The organism is Desulfomicrobium aestuarii (assembly GCF_055385525.1).
Genome location: NZ_AP042427.1, coordinates 2772218 through 2788082, shown reverse-complemented (window position 1 = coordinate 2788082; position 15865 = coordinate 2772218). Strand labels below are relative to the sequence as shown.

Sequence of the window (15865 nt, the reverse complement as noted above, 5' to 3'; positions counted from 1 at the left end):
GAATATGGATAAATTTCTCGGCAAGGCTCTGACTTTCGACGACGTTCTGCTTGTTCCGGCGTACTCCGAAGTCCTGCCGGACCAGGTCAACCTGCACACCAGGCTCACCGCCGCCATCGAACTCAACATCCCGTTCCTGAGCGCGGCCATGGACACGGTCACCGAGTCGCGCATGGCCATCTCCCTGGCACGGTCGGGCGGTATCGGTATCGTGCACAAGAACATGTCCATCGAGCAGCAGGCCCTGGAGATCGTCAAGGTCAAGAAGTCGGAATCCGGCATGATCGTCGACCCCATCACCGTGGACCCCGACGATACCGTCGGGCACGCCCTGGAGCTCATGCGGGACTACCGCATCTCCGGCCTGCCCGTCATTGCCGGCGACCATCTGGTCGGCATCGTCACCAACCGCGACGTGCGTTTCGTGACAGAGATGTCGACGCTGGTGCGGGACGTCATGACCAGCCGCAACCTGGTCACCGTGCCCGTGGGCATCTCCCTGGAGGAGGCCAAGCGCCACCTGCACGAAAACCGGATCGAAAAGCTCCTGGTCGTCGACGAGAGCAACAAGCTCAAAGGTCTGCTGACCATCAAGGACATCGACAAGGTCCGCAAATACCCCAACGCCTGCAAGGACGACCTCGGCCGCCTGCGCGTCGGCGGCGCGGTGGGCGTGGGCAAGGGACGGGCCGAGCGAGTGGAGGCCCTGATCAAGGCCGGCGCGGACGTCATCGTCCTCGATTCGGCTCACGGCCATTCCCGCAACATCCTCGACGCCGTGCGGGCCACGCGCGCCGAATGGCCCAGCGCACAGATCATCGGCGGCAACGTGGCGACCTACGAAGGCGCCAAGGCCCTCATCGAGGCCGGCGTGGACTCCGTCAAGGTCGGCATCGGCCCCGGCTCCATCTGCACCACGCGCATCGTGGCGGGCGTCGGCGTGCCGCAGATCACGGCCATCATGGAATGCGTGCGGGCCTGCCGCGAGGCCGGCCGCTGCTGCATCGCCGACGGCGGGGTCAAGTTCTCCGGCGACGTGGTCAAGGCCCTGGTGGCCGGTGCCGACACGGTCATGATGGGCTCCATGTTCGCCGGCACCGAGGAGAGCCCGGGCGAGAAGATTCTCTACCAGGGCCGCACCTACAAGATCTACCGCGGCATGGGCTCCATCGACGCCATGAAGGACGGCAGCAGCGACCGATATTTCCAGGAGGGCTCCAAGAAGCTGGTGCCCGAAGGCATCGTCGGCCGCGTGCCCTACAAGGGGTCGGTGCTGGAAACCATCGACCAGCTGGTCGGCGGCGTGCGCTCCGGCATGGGCTATCTCGGCGCCGGGGACATCCCGACCCTGCAGGACAAGGCCCAGTTCGTGGAGATCTCGGCCGCGGGCCTGCGCGAGAGCCATGTCCACGACGTCATCATCACCAAGGAAGCGCCCAACTACAGGGTGGACGCGTACTAGAATTTTCGAGAACATGACCATCCACAATACGGATGGAGGAACCACATGGATATTCAAGAAAAAGTCATCATCCTCGATTTCGGGTCACAATACACGCAGCTCATCGCACGCCGCACGCGCGAATCCGGGGTCTACTCCGAGATTCACCCGTGCACCATCACCGCTGACGAACTGAAGGCCCTGCAGCCCAGCGCCATCATCCTTTCCGGCGGTCCCGCCTCGGTCACGAGCCCCGACTCGCCCGGCGTGGACCCGGTCATCTTCGACTGGGGCCTGCCGGTCCTGGGCATCTGCTACGGCATGCAGCTCATGGCTCATGTCCTGGGCGGCAAGGTCAACCCGTCCCTGGACCGCGAGTACGGCCGCAGCGAGCTGCGCTTCCAGCGGCAGTGCCCCCTGTGGGACCGCGTCGCTGACGGCGAGAAGCTCACCGTCTGGATGTCCCACGGCGACCATGTCCTCGAAGTCCCGCCCGGCTTCACGGTCACGGCCAAGACCCAGAGCATCGAGATCGCGGCCATGGCCGACGTCGAGCGCCGGATGTACGCGCTGCAGTTCCACCCGGAGGTGGCGCACACCGAGCAGGGCGACGAGATCCTGCGCAATTTCCTCTTCCACGTCGCCGGCCTCAAGTCGACCTGGACCATGTCCTCCTTCGTGGACTCCATGCTGCACGCCCTGCCCGTCCAGATCGGCGAGGACAAGGTCGTTTGCGGCCTGTCCGGCGGCATCGACTCAACGGTGGTGGCCGTGCTCCTGAACAAGGCCATCGGCAAGAACCTGCACTGCATCTTCGTCGACAACGGCCTCCTGCGCGCCGGCGAAGGCGACGAGGTGGTCGGCTACCTGCGCGAGCACTTCGACCTGAATCTCCACTACGTCCAGGCCCAGGACCGGTTCCTGTCCCGCCTGGAGGGCCTCGACGACCCGGAGCAGAAGCGCAAGATCATCGGCTACACCTTCATCGAGGTCTTCGAGGAGGAAGCCAAGAAGATCCCCGGCGTCAAGTACCTGGCCCAGGGCACCCTGTACCCGGACGTCATCGAGTCCGTCAGCTTCAAGGGCCCCTCGGCCGTCATCAAGAGCCACCACAACGTCGGCGGGCTTCCGGAGAAGATGGACCTGGCCCTGGTGGAGCCCCTGCGTGAGCTCTTCAAGGACGAGGTACGCAAGGTCGCCCAGGAACTCGGCCTGCCGGACTTCATCGTCTGGCGGCACCCGTTCCCCGGTCCCGGCCTGGCCATCCGCGTCATCGGCGAGATCACGGACGAGCGCCTCGAAATCCTGCGCCAGGCCGACAAGATCGTGCAGCACGAGCTCATGGCCTCCAACTGGTACTACAAGGTCTGGCAGGGCTTCGCCGTGCTGCTGCCGCTGAAGACCGTGGGCGTCATGGGCGACGAGCGGACCTACGAGCACGTCATCGCCCTGCGCATCGTCGACTCCATCGACGCCATGACGGCGGACTGGTCCCGCATTCCCACGGAAATCCTCGGCCGCATCTCCAACCGCATCATCAACGAGGTCAAAGGCGTGAACAGGGTGGTCTACGACATTTCGTCCAAGCCGCCGAGCACCATCGAGTGGGAATAGCCGACCGCAACAATCCTTTTCCGGAGACGCGCTTATGTTTGGAATCGGTTCCACGGAACTCATCGTCATTCTCATCGTCGCGCTGATCGTCATCGGCCCGGCCAAGCTTCCCGAAATGGCCAAGTCGTTGGGCAAGGCCCTCGGCGAATTCCGCCGCGTCAGCACCGACGTGAAGCGGACCATCGAAATGGAGGCCGAACAGGCCGACCAGAAGGCCCGCACCGAGCAGGCCAAGAAAGAGCTCTTCCCCGAGACGGATGCGTCGCAGGCTGCTCCTGCGGCCGCTCAGAAGGACGCGGCGCCCGTCAAGGACCAGGCCGAAGTTCCGGCCGCGGGGCCGGATAAGGACAAGGCATGAGCGAGGAGCGGACCACGGAACGGGACGATCTGCCGGCCTCGGACGAGGCCGGGTTCGCAGAGACTGTGCCGGTGGCCGAGCCGCAGGCCGAAGACGTTGCCGTCGACGGCGACTCCGGTCCAGATGCTGCCCCGGAGTCGCCGGAGGCCGAAGAGAATGTGCCCGCCGAGAAGGAGGGGGGCAGTCCCGAACTCGCTTCGGACGCCCCTGTCCAGCCATCGGACGAGCCCGCCGAAGGCGGCAAGGAGGAAGTCCACGAGATGACCTTCACCGAGCACCTGAACGAATTGCGCATTCGTCTGGTGCGGTGCATCATCGGCGCCTTCGTGGGCTTTCTGGTCTGTTACGGTTTTGCCGAGCAGCTCTTCGAACTGCTTATGAAGCCCCTGATGGATCTGCTCCAGCCCACGGGCGGGGCGCTCATCTACACCGGGCTGCCCGAGGCCTTCTTCACGCACCTGAAAGTCGCGGCCATTGCCGGCGTGTTCGTCGCCAGCCCCTACATCTTCTACCAGCTCTGGATGTTCATTGCGCCCGGCCTCTACGAAGGCGAGCGCAAGTACATGATTCCCGTCGCCTTCTTTTCGGCCTTGTGTTTCGTGCTCGGCGCGCTGTTCGGGTATTACGTCGTCTTTCCGTACGGCTTCCAGTTTTTCCTCGGGTATGCCACGGAATTCATCAAGCCCATGCCGTCGGTCAAAGAGTACTTCAGCTTTTCAACCAGCATGCTCTTCGCCTTCGGGTTCATTTTCGAGCTGCCGCTGTTCATGTTCTTCCTTTCGGTCATGGGCATCGTCACGCACAAGACCCTGCGGAAGTACAGGAAATTCGCCATTCTCGGGAATTTCGTCGTCGCGGCCATCCTCACCCCGCCGGACGTGGTTTCGCAGTGTCTCATGGCCGGCCCCCTGTGCGTCCTCTATGAAATAGGCATCTGGGTGGCCTACATCTTCGGCAAGAAGCCCAAGGAACCCGAGGCGGAGGTCGCCGCATCGTAAGCCGCAAGGAGAACGGGCAGGCCCCAGGACCTGCCCTTTTGCTTTGACAAGGAGTCGTCATGAACGCTCGTACAGGAAGAATGGACCGCGAAACCCGTGAGACGAAGATCTCCGTGGCCGTGAACATCGACGGGACCGGGGCATGCCGCATCCGCACCGGGTTCGGCTTTGCGGACCACATGCTCGATCTGATGGGCCACTGGGCCGGCTTCGATCTCGAAATTTCCTGCGAAGGCGACATGCACATCGACGCCCACCATTCGCTGGAGGACATCGGCCTGTGCCTGGGGAGCGCCATCAGTTCGGCCCTGGGGGAACGCAAGGGCATCGCCCGCGTGGGGTGCGCCAAGGTGCCCATGGACGAATCGCTGACCGAAGTGTGTCTCGACCTTTCCGGCCGCGCGTATCTGGTGTATGAGGAGGCCGTGTTGCCCGCCATCATCGCCGGACAGGAAAAGGATCTGTGGAGGGAGTTCCTGAAATCGCTCTCCTCCAAGGCGGGCATGAACCTGCACGTCCGCATGTTCTACGGCCAGAACGGACACCACCTGCTCGAATCGGTCTTCAAGGGCCTGGGGCTGGCCCTGCGGCAGGCGGTGCGGCTGGAGCGCGAGGATGTGCTCAGCACCAAGGGAGGTCTTGACGCATGAAATACTATCTTGTGGCACTCGTTCTGCTCTGCGCCGCCTGCGCCAAGCCGACGCAGTGGCAGGCCGTGCCGACTTCGGCGACTCTGGCCGTGGCGCACTTCGTCCATCCCGAAAACGACTGGGAACTCATGGCCGGGGTCCTTCCCGACGAGCCGTCCGTCATTGCGCCCGAATCCATGGACGCCATAGACGAGCAGCTGCTTTCCGCCCTGACCAAGGCCCCCGGGCGCGTGGTCATGAACCAGGCCATGGTCCGGCAGTGCGAGGAGATCGTGACGGCAAACAAGGAGCGGCAACGCTTCGAGTCCGTCGAATACTGGAAGGAAGTCGGAAAATGCATGAAGGCCGACTATCTGCTCGTGCCCTTCGTCACGCGTTGGCAGGAGCGTGAAGGCGGCGAGTGGGGCGTGACCCGTCCGGCCAGCCTGACCGTGGACCTTTACCTGATCGCCACGGCCAGCGGGGAGTTGAGACGGTATCATTTCGAGGAGGAGCAGAAGGGGCTGGCCGAGAATCTGCTTCAGGGCAGGCGCTTCGTGAAGCGCAAGGGACGTTGGGTCACACCGCTGGAAATCGCGGCGGAAGCAATCGAAGAAGGTACGAAGGCGCTTGGTTTATGAACATCTTTCCGGCAGTCGACATCAAGGACGGCAAGTGCGTCCGCCTGAGACAGGGCGTTGAGGATCAGGTCACGGTCTTTTCGGACGACCCCGCGGCCATGGCCCGCCAGTGGGTGGCGGTCGGGGCCCGGTGGCTGCACGTCATCGATCTGGACGGGGCCTTCAGCGGCATCCCGCGCAACATGGACCTGATCCGCGAACTGTGCTCCGGCGTGTCCATCCCGGTGCAGCTCGGCGGCGGCATCCGCAGCGTCGACGTTGCGGCGAAGTATCTCGAGGCCGGCGTGGAGCGCCTCATCATCGGCACCGTGGCCCTTGAGAACCCGCCCCTGTTCCGCGAACTGTGCGCGGCTTTCCCCGGTCGCATCGGCGTCTCCCTCGACGCCCGCGACGGCAGCCTGAAAACCAAGGGCTGGGTCGAGGACGCGGGCAAGACCGTGGCCGACGTGGTCCCGGAACTGGAGGCCGCAGGCGCGTCGTTCTTCATCTACACCGACATCAGCCGCGACGGCATGCAGTCCGGGGTGAACATCCCGGCCCTCGAAGCCCTGCTCGGCATGACAAGGCTGCCTGTGCTCATCGCCGGCGGCATCTCCACCCTGGAGGACGTGCAGGCCGTCTTCCCTCTGCGCGAGAAGGGGCTGGCCGGCATCGTCACCGGCAAGGCCATCTACGCCGGCAGTCTCGACCTGAAAGCCGCCCTGGACTGGCTCGCCGCACAGGCCTGAATTCATTGCGCCATGGAAAACGAGAAACGCCCGGCCATGTGACCGGGCGTTTCTCGTTGTATCGGTATTCGTCAGGGCGCTTCGCCCGAAAATCACTTCGTGCCGAAAATCTTGTCCCCGGCATCGCCGAGACCGGGCAGGATATAGCCGTTTTCGTTCAGGCGCTCGTCAACGGCCGCGACATAGATGTCCACGTCGGGATGGGCTTCCGTGATGCGCTTGAGGCCCTCGGGGGCGGCCACCAGGAACAGGCCCCGGATGCTCGTGCAGCCGGCGTTCTTCAGGCAGCGGATGGTGGCGTCGAGGGTCCCGCCAGTGGCCAGCATGGGGTCGAGGATGATGGCCATGCGCTTGTTGATGTTCTTGGCCAGCTTCACGTAGTACTCCACGGGCTGCAGGGTCTCCTCGTTGCGGTAGAATCCGACCACGCTGACCTTGGCCCCGGGAACCAGATCCAGCACGCCGTCCTGCATGCCGAGCCCTGCGCGCAGAATCGGCACCACCGTGATCTTCTTGCCCTTGATGACGTCGACTTCCACCGGGCCGGCCCATCCCTGGGTGGTCTTCTTTTCCGTCTCCAGGTCCTTGGTGGCTTCGTAGGTCAGCAGTCTGGCGATTTCCGAGGCGAGCTCCCGAAAATTCTTGGTGCTGATGTCGTGCTTGCGCATGAGGCCGAGCTTGTGCCTGATCAGGGGGTGTTCCGCCACGTAAACTGCCATGAGAATGTCTCCTTGATCTGTACTAGTGGATTGCTGCCCAGATTGCCTGATTTTTGTTGCCCTTCCTATTCTTCCGCCCCGGTCCGGTCAAGGCGCTGTTTGTCCGGTTCGGACGGTGCGCGCAGATGCAGCGCGGCGCGGGCGATGAGGTACGCGCTGACCGGGGCGGTGGCGAAGAGGAAGAGGGTTACGAGCAGTTCGTGCAGGCTCAAGGTCCGCCCGCCGGTGCTGAAGTGCAGGGCCGAGGCGACGAGAATGCCGCCGACTCCCAGGGTGGTGGCCTTGGTCGGCCCGTGCAGGCGGGTGAACAGGTCGGGTAGGCGGGCCAGCCCGATGGACCCGATGAGGGCGAATGCCCCGCCGAGAAGCAGGAAAAAGGAGATGACGGCTTCGATCAGGATTTTGGGCATGGACCGGCTCCTATTCGATGATGTCCCCGCGCAGCAGGTACTTGCACAGGGCCACGGTTCCGATGAAGCCCATCATGGCGATGAGCAGGGCCGCCTCGAAGAATTCGGTCAGGTTCTGGTGGATGCCCAGGAGGACCAGCAGGGCGATAGTGTTGATGGCCATGGTGTCCAGGGCCAGGATGCGGTCCGGCAGGCTGGGCCCGGCGAAGAGCCGCCAGAAATTGAGGGCCAGAGCTGTGGCGATGCAGAAAAAGGCGATGAGCACGGCGACGCTCAACATGGGAATATCTCCTTCAGGGGGGCTTCATAGCGCTTTTTGATGCGCTGCACGAGCAGGGCCTCGTCGTCCAGGTCCAGGACATGCACGAGCAGGCTGAGCCGGTCCTCCGAGACCATGGCGGACACCGTGCCCGGGGTCAGGGAGATGGAGTGGGCCAGCACGGTGATGGCGAAATCGTTCTTCAGGTCCAGGGGAATGGTGACGAAGGCCGGGCGCAGCCGCCCCACTGGCCCGAGGATGAGGCGGGCCACGGTCAGGTTGGCCACGACGATGTCCCACAGGAATACGCCCAGATAGGCCAGGAGGATCAGGGGCCGGCCCATGCAGGGCTGGTCGGGCCAGAATCTGGCCGTGAAGAGGGGCAGGGCCAGGGCCAGAAAGGCCCCCAGGACCACGTGTCCGGGATCCAGGGCGTTGACGAGCAGAAGCCAGACCAGCCAAAGGAAAAGGCTGAACATGGGTTGCGGCACGAGGCGGTTCATGGGTTCACTCCGCCGAGAACGGCTTCGATGTAGTTGCCGGGGGACAGGATCTGCGCGGCGGCGGCGTCGGTGTAGGCGGTCACGGGACCGGCTAGGACGGCCAGGGCTGCCCCGGACAGGATCAGGGCCGCGGCGGGCGCAAGTCGCGGCCAGGACACGGTGGTTCCGGATACGGGCACGCCCTCGGTCTTCCAGAACAGCACGCCCCCGCAGCGGCCCAAGGCGATCAGGCACAGGAGGCTGCCGCCCAGCACGGCGGTCCACAGCCAGGGAGCGTGGGTCGGGGCGGCCGCTTGCAGGAGCAGCACCTTGCCCACGAACCCGGACAGGGGCGGCAGCCCCGCCGAGGCCATGGCCCCGAGCAGGAAAAGGGTCCCAAGCAGATCCGGCTGGGACAAGGGCGGTCCCGGTTCGAGGTGGGCTGCCGCGATGCCGCGCTGGCGCGTGAGGTGGTCGGCCAGCAGGAAGAGCCCGGCCGAGACCAGGGTGGAATGCGGCAGGTAATAGAGGCTCGCGCTGATTCCGGCCTCGTTCCACAGGCCGATGCCCGCCAGCAGGGTGCCCACGGAGACGATGACCAGCCAGGCCAGAAGCTCCCGCAGGCCCCTGCTGCCCAGCGCGCACAGGGCCCCCGCCGCCAGGGTGGCCAAGGCCAGGGGCAGGAGCAGGGCCGCGCTTTGGGCCAGGGGACCATGGGTCGTGAAGATCAGGGACTGGGTGCGCAGGATTGCGTACACCCCGACCTTGGTCATGATGGCGAACAGGGCGGCTACGGACGGCAGCACCGCGGCGTAGAGCCCGGGCAGCCACAAAAACAGGGGAAGCAGCGCGGATTTGAGGCCGAACACGGTCAGAAGCAGCAGGGCCGCGGCCTGCAGCAGTGGAGCCTGGTCCGGGGTGCTGCCTGCCGCCTTGAGGGCCAGATCGGCCATGTTCAGGGTCCCGCAGACCCCGTAGACGACGCCGAGAGCGACGAGAAAGAGGCTGGACCCGACAAGGTTCAGGACCACGTAGCGCAGGGCGTTTCGCGTGCGCTGGGGGCCTTGGCCGTGCAGGGCCAGGCAGTAGGAGGCGATGAGCAGGATCTCGAAGAAGACGAAGAGGTTGAACAGGTCGCCGGTCAGGAAGGCGCCGTTTATGCCCATGAGCTGCAGGGGGAAGAGGACGTGGAAATCCCTGCCCCGCCGGTCGTCGCCGCAGCAGGCGTGGGCGAGCACGGGCAGGGCCAGGAGCGCGGTCAGCGCGAGCATGAGGGCGCTCAGGCGGTCCAGGACCAGGACGATGCCGAACGGCGCGGGCCAGTTGCCGAGTTCGTACACGTCGATGTGCCCCGACGCGGCGCGGCCCATGAGCAGCAGCGCGAAGACGAGCAGGGCAAAGCCCGTGAGCAGGGACACTGCGCGCTGCGGGCCGGTTCCGGCGCGCACCAGCAGCAGGTTGAGCATGCCGGCGGCCAGGGGCAGCAGCAGGGGGAAGGCGATCCAGTGGCTCATGCGTTGTCTTCCTTCCCGTCGACATGGTCGTTGCCCAGTTCGCCTCGGGCGCGCAGGGCCAGAATGACCGCGAAGGCGGTCATGCCGAAGCCGATGACGATGGCGGTCAGGACCAGGGCCTGGGGCAGGGGGTCGGCCGTGGGCCCGGGGCTTGCGGCCAGGGGGGGCGCCCCGGTGGTCAGTCGGCCGCTGAAGAAGAGAAAGAGGTTGATCGCATAGGACAGCAGCGACAGCCCCAGCACCACGGTGAAGGTGCGGGCGCGCAGCACCAGGTAGACCCCGCAGGCCACGAGAACGGCGATGACGCAGGCGGCCAGAGCTTCCATCAGCGGTCCTCCCTTGTGCGTGTTCCGCGCCGGGTCAGCTTGCCCAGATTGGCCAGGATGAGCATGACCACGCCCACGACGGTCAGAAAAACGCCCAGGTCGAAAAGCATGGCGCTGGCCAGTTCGAATTCTCCGACCACGGGCAGGGACACGTGTCCGAACGTGGAGGTCAGAAAGGGATGGTTCAGGAGCAGGCTGCCCGCCCCTGTGGCGGCCGCGATGAGCACCCCGAAGGCGATGAGGGGATGGAAGGCCAGCCTCCATTGTCGTTGGGTCCAGGCGATGCCGCTGGCCATGTATTGCAGGATGAGCGCCACGGCCGTGACCAGCCCGGCGATGAAGCCCCCTCCCGGCGCGTTGTGGCCGCGCAGGAACAGGTAGGCCGCGACCATGAGGGCCAGGGGCAGCAGGAAGCGGGTGACCTGGGACAGGATGAGGGGATGGCGCTCCGAGGACCACGGACGGCCGTCCTGGTCGCGCCGGGGAACGGGCAGGCGCAGATTGTCGAGCAGGGCGAAGATACCGATGGCGGCCACGGCCAGGACCGTGATCTCGCCCAGGGTGTCGAAGCCCCGGAAGTCGACCAGGATGACGTTGACCACGTTGGCCCCGCCTCCGCCGGGCAGGCTCTGCTCCATGAAGAAGGAGGAGATGGAGTCCGGGGCGCGGGTCAGGAGGCCCCAGGCCAGCAGGCCGCAGCCGCTGCCCAGGCCCAGGGCCAGAAGGAGGTCGCCGGCGCGGGCGGCGGGCCTGGTCAGCCTGTCGTGGCGCTGGGGCAGGAAAAAGAGGGCCAGCAGCAGGAGCATGATGGTCACCACCTCGACGCTGAGTTGCGTCAGGGCCAGGTCCGGCGCGGAGAAGCGCACGAAGACCAGTGCCACGAGCAGTCCGACCACGCTCAGGGAGATGACGGCGGACAGGCGGCGTTCGTGCCAGAGCACGGTCAGGAGGCTCGCGCCCATGAGCAGCAGGGCGCCCAGGAGGGTCAGGGCGTCCACGGGGGTGGACGGCAGGTCGCCGCGCACGCCTCCGCCGGTCAGGGGGGCGAGGGTGGCCAGGGCTGCGGCGCCCAGGAGCAGGGCCGCCGAGCGCTGCAGCGAGCCGTTGTCCAGGGCGGCGGAGAAGGCCTGCGCGGCCCGGACCAGGCCGCGTTCCAGGGCATGGTACGCGGCGGCCGCGTCGGCCGAGAAGGGTAGGCCCTCGTGCAGGGCGAATATCCTGCGCCTCGCGGCGTAAAGACCCAGTCCGCCGCCCAGGGCCAGGATGCTCATGAACAGCGGGGCGTTGAACCCGTGCCACACGGCCAGGCTGTAGGCGGGCAGGGTTTCCCCGGCCACGTCGGTGGCGGCCAGGTGCAGGATCGGCCCCACGGTCAGGCCCGGCAGGACGCCCACCAGCACGCACAGCCCGGCCAGGATCTCCACGGGCACCTTCATGAAGCGCGGCGGTTCGTGGGGCGGGTATTTGGGCAGGTCCCGGGGCGGGCCGTTGAAGAACACGTCGTGGATGAAACGGGCCGAATAGGCCACGGCGAAAATCCCGGCCAGGGTGGCGGCCCCCGGCAGAACCCACCACACGGGGCCGAGCAGTCCCACGTGCAGGGTTTCGGCGAAGAACATCTCCTTGGACAGAAAGCCGTTCAGAAGCGGCACCCCGGCCATGGCCGCCGAGGCGATCATGGCCAGGGCGGCGGTGTGCGGCATGTATTTCCACAGGCCGTTCAGGCTGCGCATGTCTCTGGTCCCGGTCTCGTGGTCGATGATGCCCGCGGCCATGAACAGCGAGGCCTTGAAGGTGGCGTGGTTGATGATGTGGAAAACGCCGGCCACGGCGGCCAGGGGCGTGTCCAGCCCGAAAAGGAGCACGATGAGGCCCAGGTGGCTGATGGTCGAGTAGGCCAGCAGGCCCTTCAGGTCATGCTGGAAGATGGCCGCATAGGCGCCCATGAGCAGGGTGGCCAGGCCGACGCCGCCCACTGCAAAGAACCAGAGGTCCGTGCCGGACAGGGCCGGGTAGAGCCGGGCCAGCAGGAAGACCCCCGCTTTGACCATGGTCGCCGAGTGCAGGTAGGCGCTGATGGGCGTGGGCGCGGCCATGGCCCTGGGCAGCCAGAAGTGGAAGGGGAACTGCGCCGACTTGGTGAACGCGCCGACCAGGATGAGCAGCAGGGCCGGGACATAGAGGTGATGGCCGCGGATCAGGTCGCCCTGGAGCAGGATCTGCGAGACGCGGTACGTCCCGGCCATCTCGCCCAGGAGCAGGAACCCGGCCAGCAGGGCCAGCCCGCCCGTGCCGGTGACGATAAGGGCCATGCGCGCCCCCTGTCTGGCGTCCGCCCGGTGCTGCCAGTAGCCGATGAGCAGAAACGAGGACAGGGACGTCATCTCCCAGAAGACGAGCATCAGGATAAGGTTGTCGGACAGGACCACCCCGAGCATGGCGCTCATGAACACGAGCAGCAGCGCGTAGAGGCGGCCCATGGAATCCCTGGCGGAGAGGTAGTAGCGTGCGTAGATGACGACCAAAAGCCCGATGCCCAGGATCAGGAGCACGAACAGGGCGGCCAGTCCGTCCATGCGCATGGCCAGGTCAAGGCCGGCCCCCTCCAGCCAGGGCAGGTGCACGAAAGCGGGCGTTCCGCCGAAGGCCTGCATGAGGGGCGTCATGGCCAGCAGAAGGGTGCCGACGGTCACTGTCACCGCCGCCCAGGCGCAGGCGTTGCGTCCCCAGCGCATGGCCAGAGGGGGCAGCATGGATCCCAGAAGCGGGATCAGGACGAGGAGTGTTATGATCATGCCAAATCTGCCGCGTGATTCGTGATGCGCATTGATGGCGAAGGCGTTTCATAGGCCTTCGCCTGTTGGACCGCTTGGTCGCATGTAGAGTTAGATAATTGCTGCAGTGCCTCTCCGATGCGTTCCACACACCACGATGCCGTTAAGATATGATGTGTCTTCCGAGACCAACGCGGTCCGTTCCGATTAAAAAACTCAAAATTATCGAAAAGGATTGCGTCAACCTGTCGAGGAAAATGAAATGCAGGTCTTGCGCTGTCCAAGTTTGCGTGCGCACGCCAGGGTGGTCAAAGGACATATTTTTTTACGTTTGTGGGATAAAAAACTGTTCAATATCAAGATAATTTTGTATTGTCCTGCGCATGGATTCCTGTTCTCAGGGGTTCACTGCAGCGAATCGGTCCAGAAAAAATTGCCAGAGCTTGTCGATGTTCATGCCGGAATGGCTCGAAATCAGCATGGGCGGGTTTTGCGTTCCCAAGAGACGTTGCCATGCCGCCTGGGTAGATTTTCGGACAGGCTGTTTGCATTTGTCGGCCTTGGTCAGCACGGGGAAGACCTCGATGCCGAGGGATTTGATGTAGTTGATCAGGTCGATGTCCAGAGCCTGCGGGGGAAGACGGGAGTCCAGCAACGCGACGACGCCGAAGAGGCGCGAGTTGTTCTGCAGGTATCTGGTGATGAGGGCCGCCCATTTGTCGCGCTCTGTCTTGGAGCAGCGGGCGTACCCGTAGCCGGGGAGGTCGACGAGGTAGAAGTTCTCGGGTTCGACCCTGAAGAAATTCAGGCTGCGCGTCTTGCCCGGTGTGGAACTGGTCTTGGCCAGATTTTTCCTTCCGGTCAGCTTGTTCAGGAGGGAAGATTTGCCGACATTGGAGCGACCGGCAAGTGCGAGTTGCGGAAGCGGCATCTCGCCAAGTTGATCGATGGTGTAGACTGTCTTTTCCAAAATTACGGTACTGGGCATGAAACTACCATTTCCGGGGAAGAGGGTTCTTGACGAAATGCGTTTTGATCAGGCAGTGATAGAAAGAATTGTCTTGGTGATCAATATTTAATTGGAGGCTTACTATGCGTGCGTTGCTCGTGCTCTTGAGCGCCGTCTTCCTGCTCTCTGCGTGTGCCAAGGAAGTGCAGGTCGTTTCCACCCCCAGTGACATCGAATCCACTGTGGTCGAGGAACAGGCCAGCGTCGAACTGCGGCTCAGCAAGGCCGATCTGCTCAGGTTCACCGATGTCGAAGAAGGCATCTGGAAAGAGGCCAGGACCGCCGGCCTGATCAAGGTCTGCAACAAGATCCTGAACAAGGACCTGCTCATCATCCCCGTGGCCGGCGTGCCGGCTCTGGGCGGCGGCTTCGGCGAGTACACCGAGAGCGGCGTGCTGACAACCGAGAGCGACCCTGAAACCGGCGACATCATCCAGTCGTTCATGGTTTCCGCCAAGTTCTCCGGCGACCTCGCGCTGGGCGGCCAGATTCTGACCCTTGAGGAAGACCGCTTCATCGCCGGTTCAAGCGACGTCGCCTACGCCATGCTCTACCAGGCCGTGCCCGACACCATGCCCGGCCATGTCGTCATCGCCGAGGAGGCCAAGGAACTTGGAAAGAGCTTCCTGCGCGTCATCGGCATGGCCGAGATCAAGCAGGTCAAGCAGGGCACCGTGGCCCTGCCCAAGGAGCAGGGCGGGGCGACCGGCACCCTGTGCACCCTTGAAATCCTCGTCAGCAATCGCGAAATAGAGTCCGGCGACCGCATCTTCCTCATGAACGTCGATGTGGCGGCGCTGGAGCCCGGCTCGACCCTGGCCGAGGGCGAGCCCGAGACCGTTGTCGTCCTGCCGCCGAGCTCCGACAAGGTGCAGGAGCCTTCGGAAACGAAATAGGCATGGACATCCTCGTCGTTAACGGCCCCAATCTCGGATATCTCGGGCAGAGGCAGCCCGAGGTCTACGGATCGCAAGGCATGGACGCTCTCCCCGAACTGGTGCAACGCCTGCTCGGGGAGAACGCGCGTCATGTCGCCCTGACGCTGTTCCAGTCGAACAGCGAGGGCGCCCTCATTGATCGTCTCGAAGAGGCCTGGAAGGCCAAGGTCCACGGCCTGGTCCTAAATGCCGGGGCGTACACCCACACCAGCCTGGCCCTGGCCGACTGTCTGGCCTGGATCAGGATCCCCTGCGTGGAGGTGCATCTGAGCAACGTGCACGCCCGCGCCTCGGCCATCCGCCACCAGAGCCTCATCGCCAGGCACTGCATCGGGGCTATTGCCGGTTTCGGCATTATGAGCTATGCGCTCGCAGTCCAGGCGCTCTGGCAGCGTCTGGGCAGCCCTGAAGCCTGACCGGCAAGGGACACATCAATGGAGGAATCAAGGCAAGCATGTTAGCGACAAGCGATTTCAAGAAAGGCAGAAAGATAGAGATTGACGGCGCACCCTGCGAAATTCTGGAGTGCAGCCACTACAAGCCGGGCAAGGGCGGGGCGTTCATGCGCACCAAGTACCGCAACCTGATCACCGGAGCCGTGGTCGAGCAGAATTTCCGCTCCGGCATCAAGTTCCCCAGGCCCGACCTGGAAGTCCGGGAAATGCAGTATCTCTACAACGAAGGCGACGGCTACGCCTTCATGGACATGACCACCTACGAGCAGATTTCCATCCCGAACAACATCATCGGCGACAAGGGCGGTTTCCTCAAGGAGGCCCAGGCCTACAAGGTCATGCTGTACGAGGGACGCCCCCTGGATATCGAGCTGTCCGGTTCCGTGGTCCTGGAAGTGACCATGACCGACCCCGGTATCAAGGGCGACACGGTCACCGGCGCATCCAAGCCGGCCACGCTCGAAACGGGTCTGGTGGTCAACGTGCCGCTCTTCGTCGAGATCGGCACCAAGATCAAGGTCAACACGGAGACGGGCGAATACCTCGGCCGCGAATAACCTCCCGGAGCAC

18 protein-coding genes are annotated in these 15865 nt (G+C 64.4%); 10 read left to right on the top strand and 8 right to left on the bottom strand.

Features of this window, described 5'->3' with window-relative positions; all coding sequences use genetic code 11:
* Nucleotides 1-4: 4 nt before the first annotated feature.
* From guaB to hisA, 7 genes are all read left to right on the top strand, one after another.
* The gene (guaB, locus tag ACZ5AC_RS12655; RefSeq protein ID WP_464247961.1) at nucleotides 5-1462 is read left to right on the top strand and encodes an IMP dehydrogenase; all 1458 of its coding nucleotides are present in this window, start codon (nucleotides 5-7) and stop codon (nucleotides 1460-1462) included.
* Nucleotides 1463-1507: 45 nt separating this feature from the next.
* Nucleotides 1508-3055, top strand: coding sequence for a glutamine-hydrolyzing GMP synthase (gene guaA / locus ACZ5AC_RS12650; RefSeq protein ID WP_464247960.1), 1548 nt, complete (start codon nucleotides 1508-1510; stop codon nucleotides 3053-3055).
* A 34-nt stretch (nucleotides 3056-3089) separates the two neighbouring features.
* On the top strand, nucleotides 3090-3413 hold the full coding sequence (gene tatB, locus ACZ5AC_RS12645) for a Sec-independent protein translocase protein TatB (protein WP_464247959.1): 324 nt from the start codon (nucleotides 3090-3092) through the stop codon (nucleotides 3411-3413).
* A 260-nt stretch (nucleotides 3414-3673) separates the two neighbouring features.
* Nucleotides 3674-4411, top strand: a complete 738-nt coding sequence (tatC, locus tag ACZ5AC_RS12640) for a twin-arginine translocase subunit TatC (RefSeq protein ID WP_464250616.1) — start codon at nucleotides 3674-3676, stop codon at nucleotides 4409-4411.
* A 59-nt stretch (nucleotides 4412-4470) separates the two neighbouring features.
* Entirely contained in the window at nucleotides 4471-5061 is a 591-nt protein-coding gene (gene hisB / locus ACZ5AC_RS12635; protein ID WP_464247958.1) for an imidazoleglycerol-phosphate dehydratase HisB, read from the top strand.
* Nucleotides 5058-5681 (top strand): hypothetical protein, encoded by a 624-nt coding sequence (locus ACZ5AC_RS12630; protein ID WP_464247957.1) that lies wholly within the window; start codon nucleotides 5058-5060, stop codon nucleotides 5679-5681. The genes hisB and ACZ5AC_RS12630 overlap by 4 nt, the downstream gene beginning before the upstream one ends.
* The gene (gene hisA, locus ACZ5AC_RS12625; RefSeq protein ID WP_464247956.1) at nucleotides 5678-6409 is read left to right on the top strand and encodes a 1-(5-phosphoribosyl)-5-[(5-phosphoribosylamino)methylideneamino]imidazole-4-carboxamide isomerase; all 732 of its coding nucleotides are present in this window, start codon (nucleotides 5678-5680) and stop codon (nucleotides 6407-6409) included. Before ACZ5AC_RS12630 ends, hisA begins: the two co-directional genes overlap by 4 nt.
* A gap of 92 nt (nucleotides 6410-6501) precedes the next feature.
* On the opposite strand, the gene upp is transcribed toward hisA, so the two are convergent.
* The 8 genes from upp to yihA form a co-directional block, all read right to left on the bottom strand.
* Complete coding sequence (gene upp, locus ACZ5AC_RS12620; RefSeq protein WP_464247955.1) at nucleotides 6502-7128, bottom strand: uracil phosphoribosyltransferase; 627 nt, start codon at nucleotides 7126-7128, stop codon at nucleotides 6502-6504.
* Between the two features lie 65 nt (nucleotides 7129-7193).
* Nucleotides 7194-7538, bottom strand: a complete 345-nt coding sequence (locus tag ACZ5AC_RS12615) for a Na+/H+ antiporter subunit G (RefSeq protein ID WP_464247954.1) — start codon at nucleotides 7536-7538, stop codon at nucleotides 7194-7196.
* Nucleotides 7539-7548: 10 nt separating this feature from the next.
* A complete protein-coding gene (locus ACZ5AC_RS12610) occupies nucleotides 7549-7818 on the bottom strand; it encodes a K+/H+ antiporter subunit F (RefSeq protein WP_464247953.1) in 270 nt (89 codons plus the stop codon).
* Nucleotides 7812-8300 (bottom strand): Na+/H+ antiporter subunit E, encoded by a 489-nt coding sequence (locus ACZ5AC_RS12605; RefSeq protein WP_464247952.1) that lies wholly within the window; start codon nucleotides 8298-8300, stop codon nucleotides 7812-7814. The genes ACZ5AC_RS12610 and ACZ5AC_RS12605 overlap by 7 nt, the downstream gene beginning before the upstream one ends.
* A complete protein-coding gene (locus ACZ5AC_RS12600; RefSeq protein ID WP_464247951.1) occupies nucleotides 8297-9793 on the bottom strand; it encodes a monovalent cation/H+ antiporter subunit D in 1497 nt (498 codons plus the stop codon). The genes ACZ5AC_RS12605 and ACZ5AC_RS12600 overlap by 4 nt, the downstream gene beginning before the upstream one ends.
* Nucleotides 9790-10119, bottom strand: a complete 330-nt coding sequence (locus ACZ5AC_RS12595) for a Na+/H+ antiporter subunit C (protein WP_464247950.1) — start codon at nucleotides 10117-10119, stop codon at nucleotides 9790-9792. The genes ACZ5AC_RS12600 and ACZ5AC_RS12595 overlap by 4 nt, the downstream gene beginning before the upstream one ends.
* The gene (locus ACZ5AC_RS12590) at nucleotides 10119-12914 is read right to left on the bottom strand and encodes a monovalent cation/H+ antiporter subunit A (RefSeq protein ID WP_464247949.1); all 2796 of its coding nucleotides are present in this window, start codon (nucleotides 12912-12914) and stop codon (nucleotides 10119-10121) included. Before ACZ5AC_RS12590 ends, ACZ5AC_RS12595 begins: the two co-directional genes overlap by 1 nt.
* Nucleotides 12915-13290: 376 nt before the next feature.
* A complete protein-coding gene (gene yihA, locus ACZ5AC_RS12585) occupies nucleotides 13291-13881 on the bottom strand; it encodes a ribosome biogenesis GTP-binding protein YihA/YsxC (RefSeq protein ID WP_464247948.1) in 591 nt (196 codons plus the stop codon).
* A gap of 104 nt (nucleotides 13882-13985) precedes the next feature.
* On the opposite strand from yihA, the gene ACZ5AC_RS12580 reads away from it, so the two are divergent.
* The 3 genes from ACZ5AC_RS12580 to efp are packed head-to-tail and all read left to right on the top strand — an operon-like array spanning nucleotide 13986 to nucleotide 15852.
* Nucleotides 13986-14798 (top strand): hypothetical protein, encoded by an 813-nt coding sequence (locus ACZ5AC_RS12580; protein WP_464247947.1) that lies wholly within the window; start codon nucleotides 13986-13988, stop codon nucleotides 14796-14798.
* A 2-nt stretch (nucleotides 14799-14800) separates the two neighbouring features.
* A complete protein-coding gene (locus ACZ5AC_RS12575) occupies nucleotides 14801-15256 on the top strand; it encodes a type II 3-dehydroquinate dehydratase (protein ID WP_464247946.1) in 456 nt (151 codons plus the stop codon).
* Between the two features lie 38 nt (nucleotides 15257-15294).
* Entirely contained in the window at nucleotides 15295-15852 is a 558-nt protein-coding gene (gene efp, locus ACZ5AC_RS12570; protein ID WP_464247945.1) for an elongation factor P, read from the top strand.
* Nucleotides 15853-15865 lie beyond the last annotated feature (13 nt).

Coding starts and splice junctions, on each gene's coding strand:
- guaB (WP_464247961.1), top strand. CDS start 5: ATGGATAAATTTCTCGGCAAGGCTCTGACTTTCGACGACGTTCTGCTT.
- guaA (WP_464247960.1), top strand. CDS start 1,508: ATGGATATTCAAGAAAAAGTCATCATCCTCGATTTCGGGTCACAATAC.
- tatB (WP_464247959.1), top strand. CDS start 3,090: ATGTTTGGAATCGGTTCCACGGAACTCATCGTCATTCTCATCGTCGCG.
- tatC (WP_464250616.1), top strand. CDS start 3,674: ATGACCTTCACCGAGCACCTGAACGAATTGCGCATTCGTCTGGTGCGG.
- hisB (WP_464247958.1), top strand. CDS start 4,471: ATGAACGCTCGTACAGGAAGAATGGACCGCGAAACCCGTGAGACGAAG.
- ACZ5AC_RS12630 (WP_464247957.1), top strand. CDS start 5,058: ATGAAATACTATCTTGTGGCACTCGTTCTGCTCTGCGCCGCCTGCGCC.
- hisA (WP_464247956.1), top strand. CDS start 5,678: ATGAACATCTTTCCGGCAGTCGACATCAAGGACGGCAAGTGCGTCCGC.
- upp (WP_464247955.1), bottom strand. CDS start 7,128: ATGGCAGTTTACGTGGCGGAACACCCCCTGATCAGGCACAAGCTCGGC.
- ACZ5AC_RS12615 (WP_464247954.1), bottom strand. CDS start 7,538: ATGCCCAAAATCCTGATCGAAGCCGTCATCTCCTTTTTCCTGCTTCTC.
- ACZ5AC_RS12610 (WP_464247953.1), bottom strand. CDS start 7,818: ATGTTGAGCGTCGCCGTGCTCATCGCCTTTTTCTGCATCGCCACAGCT.
- ACZ5AC_RS12605 (WP_464247952.1), bottom strand. CDS start 8,300: ATGAACCGCCTCGTGCCGCAACCCATGTTCAGCCTTTTCCTTTGGCTG.
- ACZ5AC_RS12600 (WP_464247951.1), bottom strand. CDS start 9,793: ATGAGCCACTGGATCGCCTTCCCCCTGCTGCTGCCCCTGGCCGCCGGC.
- ACZ5AC_RS12595 (WP_464247950.1), bottom strand. CDS start 10,119: ATGGAAGCTCTGGCCGCCTGCGTCATCGCCGTTCTCGTGGCCTGCGGG.
- ACZ5AC_RS12590 (WP_464247949.1), bottom strand. CDS start 12,914: ATGATCATAACACTCCTCGTCCTGATCCCGCTTCTGGGATCCATGCTG.
- yihA (WP_464247948.1), bottom strand. CDS start 13,881: ATGCCCAGTACCGTAATTTTGGAAAAGACAGTCTACACCATCGATCAA.
- ACZ5AC_RS12580 (WP_464247947.1), top strand. CDS start 13,986: ATGCGTGCGTTGCTCGTGCTCTTGAGCGCCGTCTTCCTGCTCTCTGCG.
- ACZ5AC_RS12575 (WP_464247946.1), top strand. CDS start 14,801: ATGGACATCCTCGTCGTTAACGGCCCCAATCTCGGATATCTCGGGCAG.
- efp (WP_464247945.1), top strand. CDS start 15,295: ATGTTAGCGACAAGCGATTTCAAGAAAGGCAGAAAGATAGAGATTGAC.